The sequence below is a fragment of the Dyadobacter sp. CY323 genome (assembly GCF_021390245.1).
Classification (GTDB): Bacteria; Bacteroidota; Bacteroidia; order Cytophagales; family Spirosomataceae; genus Dyadobacter.
Genome location: NZ_JAJUXH010000002.1, coordinates 378,523 through 391,188 on the forward strand (window position 1 = coordinate 378,523; position 12,666 = coordinate 391,188).

Sequence of the window (12,666 nt, forward strand, 5' to 3'; positions counted from 1 at the left end):
AATACTTCAAAAACAACCATTAACATCATGAAAAGAGCCACACTAGGCGTTGCATTACTGCTTATTTCGATGATTACGGCAAGCTGTAAAAAAGAAAAAGAAGAATCTGCGTCTGAAAAAGTGCCCGGGTTCGACGTCAGCTCACTCGACTCCACGGCAAAAGCCTGTGATGACTTTGATACCTACGCCAACGGCGGTTGGAAAAAGAAGAATCCGATACCAGGTACTGAAAGCCGCTGGGGCGCTGGAGGCATTCTGGATAAAGAAAATAAGGAAGTGAGGCTCAAAGGCATTATCGAAGAAATTACCAGCCTGAAAGACCGTAAAAAAGGAAGCGAAGAACAACAAATCGCCGATTATTATCAGTCCTTTCTGGATACTGCCACCATTGAAAAGCGGGCATTAACCCCATTAAAACCTTACATAGATAAAATAAACGGCGTTTCTTCATTAAAGGATCTGTCGGCCCTGGCGGGAGAAATGCAGAAAATCGGTGTATCCTCCGTTATCGGCTTTGGAGTGGAAGGCGATTTACGGAACAGTAAGGTCAATGCGCTATATCAGGGCCAGAGCGGACTTAGCCTGGGTGAAAAAAGTTACTACGAACGCACCGATTCCAGTACTGTGAAAGTGAGGTCGGAATTTGTAAAGCATGTGGATAAAATGGCCGCAATGGCTGCATTTCCCGAGCCGAAACCCGGACAAACCATTCTGGATTTTGAAACAAAACTCGCCAAACTACAGCTTACAAATGTAGAATTGAGAGATCCTGTGAAGACTTATAACAAAATGGCTTTCAAGGATTTTGAAAAACTGACGCCTGATTTTGACCTCAAAACATTTGCAGATAAGCAGGATATTAAGACTGATACAATCATTGTTCAAAACAAACAATACCTGCAAAATCTGAATACATTACTGAAAGCAACGCCGATTGCTACCCTGAAACTGTATACCAAATGGAAACTTCTTAGCCGGTTCGCAGGATTCTTGCCTAAGAACTTCGACCGTGAAGATTTCTATTTCTTCAGTACCGTTATGCGGGGAACCAAGCAGCAGAAACCGAGACTTGAGAGAGCGATCCGGTCCACCGACGGACTTCTCGGAATGCCTTTGGGTAAGCTGTTTACAAAGAAATATTTCCCAGAGGAAGACAAGAAAAAAGTGTCTGAAATGATCGAAAATGTGCGGACGGTTTATGGTGAAAGAATTGATAAACTGACCTGGATGGGTGATTCGACAAAAGCAAAAGCGCACAAAAAACTAAAAGCATTTACTTACAAAATAGGCTATCCTGACAAATGGAAAGACTATTCATCGATCGAAATCGCACCTGATAAGCTTTTTGAGAATGTGGTCGCCGCTTCTCTTTTTGAGCATAAAGAAGGCATTGATAAAATCGGAAAAGAAGTCGATAAAAAAGAATGGCTGATGACGCCGCAAACGGTAAATGCCTATTATAATCCTTTGAACAATGAGGTGGTATTTCCGGCAGGTATTTTACAACCTCCATTTTACAACCGCGACGCCGACGATGCCATTAATTATGGCGGCATCATTGCGGTGATCGGTCATGAATTTACGCATGGTTTCGATGACCAGGGTTCACAGTTTGATGATGAGGGAAATCTTAAAAACTGGTGGACAGCAGCTGATCGCGCGAATTTTGACAAGCTGACCAAGAAGTATATCGAGTATTTTAATGCAATCGAGGCATTGCCAGGCTTTAAAATAAACGGTGCATTGACGATCGGGGAAAACGTTGCGGATCTCGGTGGCCTGACGTTGGCCTATTATGCATTGCAAAAATCGCTGGAAGGCAAACCGGAACCTGCATTGATTGATGGGTTCAACTGGAAACAACGGTTCTTCCTCGGCTGGGCGCAGGTATGGCACCAGAATATTACCAACCAGGCGTTACAAAATCAAATCCAGACTGATCCGCATTCACCTGCCAAAAACCGTGTCAATGGACCACTGCCGCATTTGAAAGAGTTTCAGACGGCTTGGAGCTGCGGCACAGGAAGCAAACTTGCATTGCCCGATTCCGCCCGCGTGGTGATCTGGTAATTACTTGCCTGCCAGATATTTATTGCGGTAAACACTTGGACTACAACCCTTAGCCTGCCTGAATTGGCGGGCTATATTTTTGCTGTCGTTCAGCCCCATATCCAATGCGATTTCGAAAACCGACATATCCGTATCAAGCAGCTTTTGGGTGAACTTTTCAATGCGCAGGTTGAAAATGTATTTGTAGATAGGATAACCCGTTATTTCTAAAAACCGCTTTTCTAATGCCCTGCGCGACAATGGAACTTGCTTTACAACTTCATCGACGTGCAAGTTTTTCTCGATATTCTGATGAATGTATTTCAATGATGAAGCAATGTGATCATCGTTCGTGGCATAAATGTCCGTGGAATGCCGGGTGATCACTTGTGACGGTTTTACGATAATGTCATAATAATCCTTCGTTCCGTTTCTGATCATATGATCCAGCAGCCTGGCCGCATCATAGCCTCCCTTTTCTACATCCAATGCAATACTGGAAAGCGGCGGATCGGACAAATCGCAGATCATTTCATCGTTATCGACTCCTAATACCGCAACTTCTTCCGGGATCCGGATTCCCACGGCGCGGCAGGCTTCGGTAATGTGCTGACCCTGGTTATCGTCGCAGGTCATCAATGCGATCGGTTTGGGGAGTGATTTCAGCCAGCGGCTCAATGAACTTGGCTTATAATACCACAGTTCCGTGGATCTGGCCTTTTTGTGCTCGAAGTAATGCACTTTATGGCCCTTTGCTTTTAGTCTTTCCTCATAACCTTCCGCCCGTTCCCGCGACCATACAATGTCATTAAACCCGTAAAACGCAAAATTGGTAAAGCCTTTTTTCAAAAAATAATCGGCGCCAAGCTCTCCGGCTTCCTGGTATGCGCCGGTAATGTTTGGTATTTCTGTAAAACGCTCCTTAAAATCCTGCGCGATCACCGGAATTTCCGCTTTCAGTATTTTATCAATTTCCTTGTTGTAAAGCTGACCGACTATACCGTCCGCCCCCCACTCCAGGGCCCATTTCAAAATCCCGTCGATACCAATCGTCTCCCGGTGGAAAAGCGGCATCCGGCAGAAAATCCACGGCCCGAACTCCCTGGAATACGCATTAATCCCTTTCATCAGGCTCTTACTATATTCTTCGGCAAAGTCAAGAAGGAGAATGATTTTGTGCATGGGTTTTAGCTGTTAGCTGCTAGCTTTTAGCTGTTGGTTTTAGTAGTTAGCCAAAAAAGCTAACGGCTAATCGCTAATCGCTAATAGCTCAATCAAAAATATCTTTCAAGCTGGTGATCCTCTCATTAGTGATCAATGGCTTTGCCCAGATTCCAATGCTGAGAATATAACCCAGCGGCAGCAAAAGAAACAACATAGCTAGCTGCAATCCAAAGAGTTCGCCCAATCCGCCTACGATTAATGGCACGACCGCTCCTCCCGCAATGCCCGCGCAGAGAATGCCTGAGAATGTGCCATGATGACGCGGAACAGAATTTAATGCCAGTGAAAAAATGACTGAATACATGACCGACGCAAAAAAACCAGTGATAGGAAATGCTTGCAATGCAATGTCTTTGGAGCCAAACAAGGCAGCAAGCAATGATATGACTGCACCTGCCGTGAAGAAAACCAACACTTTCCGGCTATCAAGAAGTTTTAATAATATCAGACCTAAAAAGCAGCCTATCGTCAGTAATCCCCAGAAATAGGAGATTACGGATGCTCCGGTTGTCGCCGGGTCAACATTGTGATAGGTTTGTAAAAACTGAGAGATCCAGTTGGCGATTCCCTGTTCAGTACCCACGTAAGCAAAAATACCGAGGAAAAACAGCCAGACGTACCGGTTAGCGGCCAGTTCCTTAAATGACTTACCGACATCGATCCGCTCCTCTTCCAGCAGTTCCACTTTCGGAAATTTCACCGCTGAAGTAACCACGACCATTGCCAAGGCGATGATTGCAAAAACCCAATACAATGAAATCCATTCAAGGTTTTCAGGTACCAATCCATCTAATATCCCTATCAAAAACCCTGATTTTCTGGAATGTACATTTGCTACGAGGTAACTGTAAAGTAAAGGACTTAGAAAGGATGCTGCGCCGAAAAACAGCTGCGCCAGCACCGAGAAGAATGCAAATTTCTCCTCGCCCCCCGCCACCCTCAGTAATGGATTGATCACGACCTGCAACATCGCCATGCCGATGCCAATGAGAAAAAGCGAAGATAATGCAATGGAAAAACTGGGAATCAATGCGAATATTAAGGCTCCCGCAAAGGCCAGTATAAACGCCAGGATTAGCATTTTCTTCTCTCCATATTGCTCCACCATTAAACCCGCAGGAATGGACATGACGCCATACGCAACAAAAAAAGCAAATGGAAGGAAGCCGGCCAGCCCGATGCTCAGATCGAAACTTTTAACGATGTCGGGGATAATGGGACCAAGGATGTTGGTCAGAAAGGAAATAACGAAGAATATGAGAAGGATCAGAATGACAATAAATATATTTCTCTGCATGAGGGTTGGGTTAGATTCGGAACCTAATTTAATCTTTATTCACTGGTTCTCAAACGTCCAATAATGCCGCAGCACCCAGCAAAGCGATATTCTCGTTTTCAGAAAGTAGCAAAGTCAGTCGTTTAACCGATTCGGGATACGCAAAATCTTTAAGGCTTTTCAACATACTTTCCTGGAAAAAACGATTGGCTTTTGCAATGGAACCTCCCAGCACGATCGCTTCCGGATCATACGTATATAAGATCGCCTTGATCACCGCGCCGAGGTGAGCGCCGAACTCTCCCCACACTTCTATTGCCTTAGCATTTCCATTTAATGCGGCGAGATGTGCGTCATACGCATTGATACCCAGTGAATCCTCAAAAAAGCGGTTACAAACATAATTTTCCAGGATCGAATCCTTGTAAGGCAGCATCCCTATCTCCCCCGCCCCGCAGTTATTTCCAGCATGCAGATGGTTGTTGATGATAATGCCTGATCCTAATCCTGTCCCGATGGCCATACCGATCACCGAACGGTATTTTTTTGCCAGACCAAACCGATGTTCTCCCAAAATGAAACAATTGACGTCATTATTGATCGACACCGGCAAATTGAACTCACTCTCAACGATGTCTTTCAGCGCAACTTCCTCCCACGAAGGAATATTCATTACATTATAAACAATCCCTTTGTTTACATCCACCACCGACGGAACCCCGATTCCGATCCCTTTCACCGGATGCTTGGTAAATGGCCGGATCAGCTCGATAAGCTGATCCAGCGTCGAGGATAATGAGTCTTTGTTTTCAAGAAGCGTTTTATTCTGCCAGGTTATAAACCCACCCGATTCAATCCCGGCGCGCATATTCGTGCCGCCGATGTCTACACCTATGTTCATTTCGCTTATTGACGTTGAGTATTGTCCGGTTCTTTATTTGGTAGTAATCACGCTGGTGCGGCTCGAACTTCCGGCCAGGTCGAAGCTTTTGAGCTTGATTACACCTGCGACGTTTACCGGCACATTGTATATAGGTGACGATGCGGTCGGCTCGGAACCGTCTACGGTGTAGCGAATGGTAAGACCCGGTAAACCGACATTAGCTTTCAGCATACCGTTTTCCACAACAGCTCCCGGCAATGGCAAACGGTAGTTGTAGCCGCCATTCAAAAATTTCAACTTTGGTAACTGATTTCGGGCAATGGAATTGGCGAAGAGGTTCCAGCCTTCCCCGATCATCTTTTTCCGGCTTGCGTCATCCGCCACATTTTCCCATTTACGTTCCGACCAGGCACTTTCCGCAAACCCGAGCAGCTTTGGCAGAATGGAATATTCCATCATGTCCCGGCCTTTGATCGTCTCACTCCAAAGCTGTGCTTCCACCCCGTACACATTCTTTCTGGCTTCCGGTTTCAACAATTGTTTGCCGACAAACTCCTCCTTCATCGGTTTGCCCATTGCCGTTTCTTCGGTCGTTTTGAACATATTAAAAGGCGAGAACGTCCACATATCACGGGTATCTACAAATCCTGCCCAGTACAAACCCGGCTCTTTCGGATCGTTGTCATAAGACATATCAAAGTAGAAATTCGTCACATTGCAAAGAATAACCTGGTAACCGTCGTTGGCCATCCGGTTGCCCAGATCGACGTCATATACATTGTTCCAGATGTATGGAAAAACGGGTCGTCCAACGAATTCGGGATTAGATAAATACGCCCCGGCAGGTGTTTTGGTCAGTGCTACCTCTTCCCAGCCGTGTACTTTCAGGTTTCTTTTTTCAAGTCTTGGCAGAAGCTCGCGTAAGAAGTAAGTCTGCAGACTTTTTGGGCCATCCAGCTCAGGATGATCTTTCAAAAGCTTATCGATCATCGGCGACTTGGTCCAGACTCCGTCGGCTACTTCATCTCCGCCGGTGTGAAAGGTATCCATCGTCAAGCCAGCCTCTTTATACATTTTGGCAAATTCGTCAACCACTTTTTCATAAAAATGATATACCGACTCTCTTCCTACGCAAACGACATTGTTTTTATAAGCCTGAGCAGACAAATAAACCGATTTGTCCTCCGGGTCGATCAAACGGTATTCATTTGCCTCTTTTTCTTTGCCTTCTTTCATCAAACGCTCATACCTGGCTTCCATCGCCTTGATCGCCGCCAGTGCGTGGCCGGGGAAATTCACCTCCGGAATCACCTTAATATGCCGCTCGTTCGCGTATTTCAGGATTTCGATGAAGTCTGCTTTTTTATAATAACCACTTCCGTGTTTGCCTTTATCATATGCTTTCGGGCCGGAGCCGTAGCTGGGATGTAATGCAGGCGCATTCATTCCCGAAGTATGCTGGCGTTGTCCGCCTACTTCCGTCAGCTCAGGCAATCCATCAATTTCAACCCGCCAGCCTTCGTCCTCTGAGGTATAAAAAAGGAAGTGATTGATCTTGTAAGAAGCCAGCAGGTCAAGTACCCTTTTGATTGATTCTTTGGTCTGAAAATTCCGGCCCACATCCAAATGCATGCTGCGGAAGTGGAACCGCGGCGCGTCTTCCACCTGCACATAACCCAGAATTACAGAATCTGCTTTCTTAATATAAGACTCAGTCGGTACCAGTTGCAGCAAACTTTGAACGCCATAAAACACACCCGCCGCATCGCTTCCGGTGATCACAACCCCTTTTTGGTCGATACCGAGCTTGTATGCCTCTTTTGCAGTTCCATTCACATGCACCGTTCCGGTTTTGAGTACGATCGCAGGTGCGTCGGGAGATGTTGCTTGCGGTAATCCTTTTTGTATCGGCAAATCCGCGCCGGTAATGGCCCTCAGTTTTTCGATCAAGAGTTTTGCCTCCGTTTCAAGACCTTCCTGATAGAATACACTGGTTTTTCCGGTTAATGTAAATGTGCCGGATAGCGAAGACATTTTTACCGGGCTTGGAATGATCTTCAGCAGCTGATCCGCTCCCAATGTGGTGAATGCTAGGTTTTCTTTATAACGCGTTTCAGGTGTCGGTATCACCTTCAAGTCCCTCTTTCCTCGAAGTATCTGTTCTTTTGTAGTAAAAGGTTCAACCGTAAAATCCGCTACCTGAACAATATCCTTTTCCTTCCCATCCTGATCATAAAACACAAAATACAGCCCCATCGGCGCATCCGTTTCTTTAATAATCCCTTCTGTACCTGTATAGGTGATCGTTACCGAATCCCCGGCTGCAAGTTTGAAATCTTTTGCAGCGACCATCTGGTACCAGTCCCCGTTTATATGCTCGACTACGGCAGGTTGCGGTGTTTTATTTGATTGGATCGGTCGCGGCGACATGTTGAAAAACAGCTTCCAGTTCGTGCCATCCAATGCAAAATTGCTTCCATTTTTAATTGTAAATTTTGCTTCAAAACTTCCGTCCGGCTCGATGAAGTTACTTACCAGCTTCCACGAAATGCCGATCTTCTCAGCTTGTTCTTTGGAGATTTCCCCGGATTTGCCGCAACTGAACAAGAATATTAAACAGAGAACGCAGAGCTGAAAATGAACCGATCTTTTCATATAAGTATAAGAAGACAAAAGTGTTTTGAATGCCCCCGGCGAATGCTTCAAGATCCGGCCGGAGCGCGTTAGTAATACTGATAAGTCGGCAAAATATACTAGTCGCGGCGAATAACCATCGGAAGAATTTAATTAATTCAAAAGTCAGTAGCCTTTCCAAATCTTTCACCCGTATTTAAGCCTTAAACAACTTACTGGTGGAAAATCAATCGGGCAAATTTTCGAGGTTGCTTTCTCTGGATGCCCTGCGCGGCTTCACAATTGCGGCTATGATCATGGTTAATTTTCCTGGTAACGAGGAGTTCGTGTTCCCTACCCTTCGCCACACCAAATGGAACGGACTCACATTTACCGACCTCATCGCCCCCACCTTCCTGTATATCGTCGGCGTTTCCATTGCGATCGCGTACTCAAAAAGACTGTCCGATGGCGGGCCCAAAGGAGATCTTTACAAAAAAATCATCATCCGTTCTTTGAAGATATTCGCGGTCGGGATGTTCCTCAACTTGATACCGCATTTCAATTTTTCAGACCTCCGGTACACCGGTACGCTCCACCGCATTGCGATCGTATTTCTGGTTTGCGCGATCTTATACCTCAACTCCACCTGGAAACAACAGGCCATTCTGGGAATCTCTATCCTGGTTTGTTATTGGTTAGCACTGGTTTTGATCCCAACTCCCGGACTGGGAAAAGTTATGTTAGAGCCCGGACAGAACCTCGCCGCCTGGGTGGATCAGCAATATCTGCCCGGAAAAATGTGGCAGGGTACCTGGGATCCCGAAGGTATTTTGAGCACATTTCCTTCCATTGTCACCGGCATCACAGGAATGCTGGCCGGGAGATTAATGTTGAGATCATTGACGCCAATTGAAAAAAGCAATTACCTGATGTCCACCGGCTTGTTTTCAGCTGCGGCGGGATATTTCTGGGGACTGGCGTTTCCGGTCAATGAAAACTTGTGGACGAGCTCATTTGTACTCGTCACTTCCGGATTTGCTTCCATGCTTTTCGGCACGTTGTATTTTATCATGGATATAAAAGGCAGAAAAAGAGGAACTGCACCCGGGATTATCTTCGGAGCAAATGCCATTACCGTGTATGTGCTCGCCGACATTTTCGCCCTGTTTTTTTATCAGTTCGAAATCAATGGTCAGACTCCTAATCAGATCACCGTGAATGTATTATGGGGAGCTGGCTTCGATCCCCGGCTGGCCAGTATGCTATATGCAGTATTTTTTGTGTGCATCAACTTTATACCTGCATACATGCTTTACAAAAAGAAGATTTTTATCAAGCTTTAATTCATAACTATTTCATGATTTCAGCAAAGCAGCTCGGCCTGTTGTTATGCATTTGGGTCATGCAGGCAAACCCCGTTTGCGCCCAATCCATTGATTTCTCAAAACCCGGCATTTACCTCGCAACGACGGACAAAAATGTGTTGCTGAGAAGTGTTGAAATACTGCAATCAGAAATAGACAAACGGACCGGCATTAAAATCCCGATCCTGAAACGTCTCCCGAAAGCCGGACAAACCATTATCATTTCCACGGAAAAAGACATTTCAAAACTGCCCGAAAACTACCGGGCTGCATTGTCTCAGCTTCCGAAAGTCGAGGCCGAAGGCTTGCAAGTCTTGTTTATCAAGAAAAGCAATACGATTATAATTAATGGAAAAGATGCACGCGGCATCTTCTACGGCGTTGGGCGCCTGCTGCGAAATCTCGAAATGAAAACCGGCAGCATTAAGATCCCCGAAGATCTCGCCATTTCCACCAGCCCTAAATATCCGGTGCGCGGGCATCAGCTTGGATATCGTCCCAAAACCAATGCGTATGATGCATTTACGGTTGCGCAGTTTGACCAGTACATCCGCGAACTCGCATTATTCGGCGCGAATACCATTGAAATACTTCCCCCGCGGACGGACGACGATTCTACCAGCCGACACATGAAAATCCCCGCCGCGCAGATGATCGTCGAACAATCGCGGATCTGCAAATCGTACGGACTGGACGTTTCGATGTGGTATCCGAACATGGGGAAAGATTACATTCACGCCGATTCCATTCAGAAGGAATTGCGGGAACGAGAATTGGTTTTTGCCAGTCTGCCCAAGTTAAATGCGGTTTTTGTTCCGGCTGGCGATCCGGGAGAACTGGAACCCGACGTACTGTTTGCGTGGCTCGCCAAAGAAGCCGAAGTTTTACATAAGTATCATCCAAATGCTAAAATCTGGGTTTCGCCTCAGGTTTTCAGGCCCACTCAACATTGGTTTGATAGTTTCTTTAGTCATGCAAATAAAGAATATCCCTGGTTTGGCGGCGTCGTTTTTGGTCCGTGGGTAAAAATTCCTGTGCCCAAAATCCGCGAGTTGCTGAAACCTTCCATCCCGATCCGGCATTATCCCGACATTACCCATAATTACAGTTCCCAGTACCCCGTTCCGCACTGAGACCTTGCATTTGCGGTGACGCTCGGCCGGGAAAGCATTAACCCACGCCCATTTGACGAAAAAGCCATTCACAATGCGCTCGACGAGTATGGGATCGGAAGTGTGAGCTACTCGGAAGGTACCAATGATGATGTCAACAAATTCGTATGGAGTGACCAGGATTGGGACCCGGAAATGCCGGTCATGCAAACACTGAGAGAATATTCAAGACTTTTCCTCGGCCCGGACTATACAGAATCCATCGCGCAGGGTTTGGTATCATTGGAAAAGAACTGGAAAGGCGAGCTAATCAGCAACGACGGGGTTGATGTCACCTTAAGACAATGGCAGACGATGGAGAAAGTTGCCCCACTGAAAATCCTGCAAAATCCAAGATTCCAAATGGGACTGATCCGTGCCTACTTCGACGCATACACCCGGCAGCGGCTCATCTACGAAACTGCATTGGAACGAAAGGCGCGGGAGATTTTAGGTGGAGCTGCCAAATCCGGCTCTTTAAATGCGATTTCAAAAGCCCGGCAGGAACTAGAAAAGGGCTGGAAAGAACCGATCTTCCCCGACTATCAAACCAAATGCCAAAACCTCGCCGATTCATTATACAAAAGCATTGGTGCGCAGCTGACCATGAAAAAGCACGGAGCGATGTCAGGCCGCGGCAACTTTATGGATTTGATCAACATGCCGCTCAACGACTCCCCCTGGCTGCTCGACCAGCTGCAAAGCATTGATAAGCTGGATAATGAGACCGAGAAACTGAAACAAATCGACCAGATGCTACACCGGACAGATCCCGGCCCGGGTGGGTTTTACGATCATTTTGGCGATCCTGAAAGTTGGTACCGCGTTATTCCCGGGCTTTCGTGGCAGGAAGATCCTGGCAGTTTACAATCGCCACGCATTGGTTTTGGAGTAGGTTTGGTCGGCGAGGAATGGGTGGACGAAATCCAGGCCACGGGGTTCAAAGGTCAGGTTACGCCGAAAGTGTGGATGAAGCAGGCTAAAACGCTTTACGATCAGCCATTGAAAATACATTATGACGAGCTCGACCCAAAAGCCACTTACCGGATCAGGATTTCTTACACGGGCAGGTTTCGGTCACGAATGAAAATGACGACCGACGATGGCTCGGTAATCCACGATTTTATCCAGACCGGCGACCAGCCGACGTTTGAATTTAATATCCCGAAACAAGCTCATGCAGACGGGAACATCACATTTATCTGGAACTGCGGAGAAGGTGAGCGGGGTTCGCAGGTAACCGAAATCTGGCTGATGAAGCAATAATCCGATCTAAAACTATTATGAACGCACCTCTGGATTTAATCGATAAACTTAAAAACGGCCGGAATGTATATGGTACCTGCATTACCTCCACGGGTCCGATGTGGCCGGCTGCGATCAAAAAGTCAGGACTTGATTTTGTATTTATAGACACCGAGCACATCCCGCTGGGCAGACCTGAACTTGCGGTTTTATGTCAGCAATTCCGTAGTCTGGGCATTGTGCCGATTGTGCGCATTCCCAGCCCCGACCCATTTATGGCTTGTCAGGCGATCGATGGCGGAGCAGCCGGAATCGTCGCGCCGTACCTGGAAACGCCCGAGCAGATCCTTGAACTGGTAGGTGCGACCAAATTCCGTCCACTAAAAGGAAAGTTGCTCAACGACTATCTGACCGGAAAAACGGATATGCCGGCGGATTTCAAGAAATATGTGGAAGGATATAATGCCGGAAATGTCTGCATTGCCAATATCGAGAGCGTACCCGCATTGGAGGATCTCGATCAATTACTATCTGTTCCGGGCCTGGACGCTGTTTTTATCGGCCCGCACGATTTGTCGGTGAGTATGGGATTACCCGAGCAATACGATCATCCTGAATTTGAAAAAGCAGTCACTCACATCATCAGAACCACCCGCTCCAAAGGTCTGTCGATCGGTATCCACTTTTCAATGGAAGCCGAGCGACAGATCAAATGGATGAAAGAAGGCGTCAATATCGTGGTGCACAGTTTTGATATCGCGCTTTTCCTGCAAAAATTAAATGCCGATCTGAACAAGATCCGAAAAGAGGCTGGCGACGATTTACAACAGGGCAAATCGTCGCTGATCGTCTGAAACG

General features: G+C 46.6%; 9 protein-coding genes. 5 read left to right on the forward strand and 4 right to left on the reverse strand.

Translation table 11 applies throughout. The features are described 5' to 3' along the window. Positions 1-27 precede the first annotated feature (27 nt). Positions 28-2,070, forward strand: a complete 2,043-nt coding sequence (locus tag LZG72_RS05010; protein WP_233868311.1) for a M13 family metallopeptidase — start codon at positions 28-30, stop codon at positions 2,068-2,070. Here LZG72_RS05010 and LZG72_RS05015 read toward each other — a convergent pair whose 3' ends face one another. From LZG72_RS05015 to LZG72_RS05030, 4 genes are all read right to left on the reverse strand, one after another. Further along, on the reverse strand, positions 2,071-3,231 hold the full coding sequence (locus LZG72_RS05015; protein WP_233868314.1) for a DNA-binding transcriptional regulator: 1,161 nt from the start codon (positions 3,229-3,231) through the stop codon (positions 2,071-2,073). 88 nt (positions 3,232-3,319) lie between these two features. Continuing rightward, on the reverse strand, positions 3,320-4,570 hold the full coding sequence (locus LZG72_RS05020; RefSeq protein WP_233868317.1) for an MFS transporter: 1,251 nt from the start codon (positions 4,568-4,570) through the stop codon (positions 3,320-3,322). A 49-nt stretch (positions 4,571-4,619) separates the two neighbouring features. After that, complete coding sequence (locus tag LZG72_RS05025; protein ID WP_233868320.1) at positions 4,620-5,450, reverse strand: ROK family protein; 831 nt, start codon at positions 5,448-5,450, stop codon at positions 4,620-4,622. 33 nt (positions 5,451-5,483) lie between these two features. Beyond that, complete coding sequence (locus tag LZG72_RS05030) at positions 5,484-8,087, reverse strand: family 20 glycosylhydrolase (RefSeq protein WP_233868323.1); 2,604 nt, start codon at positions 8,085-8,087, stop codon at positions 5,484-5,486. A 197-nt stretch (positions 8,088-8,284) separates the two neighbouring features. Between LZG72_RS05030 and LZG72_RS05035 the strand changes: the two genes are divergently transcribed. The 4 genes from LZG72_RS05035 to LZG72_RS05050 are packed head-to-tail and all read left to right on the forward strand — an operon-like array spanning position 8,285 to position 12,662. After that, a complete protein-coding gene (locus LZG72_RS05035) occupies positions 8,285-9,391 on the forward strand; it encodes a heparan-alpha-glucosaminide N-acetyltransferase domain-containing protein (protein ID WP_310590544.1) in 1,107 nt (368 codons plus the stop codon). A gap of 14 nt (positions 9,392-9,405) precedes the next feature. Continuing rightward, complete coding sequence (locus LZG72_RS05040; RefSeq protein WP_233868326.1) at positions 9,406-10,545, forward strand: glycoside hydrolase family 20 zincin-like fold domain-containing protein; 1,140 nt, start codon at positions 9,406-9,408, stop codon at positions 10,543-10,545. A 15-nt stretch (positions 10,546-10,560) separates the two neighbouring features. Next, positions 10,561-11,829 carry a hypothetical protein gene (locus LZG72_RS05045; protein ID WP_233868329.1) on the forward strand — a complete coding sequence of 423 codons (1,269 nt, stop codon included), beginning with the start codon at positions 10,561-10,563 and terminating at the stop codon, positions 11,827-11,829. Between the two features lie 17 nt (positions 11,830-11,846). Next, positions 11,847-12,662 carry an HpcH/HpaI aldolase/citrate lyase family protein gene (locus LZG72_RS05050; protein ID WP_233868332.1) on the forward strand — a complete coding sequence of 272 codons (816 nt, stop codon included), beginning with the start codon at positions 11,847-11,849 and terminating at the stop codon, positions 12,660-12,662. The last annotated feature ends 4 nt before the right edge of the window (positions 12,663-12,666 follow it).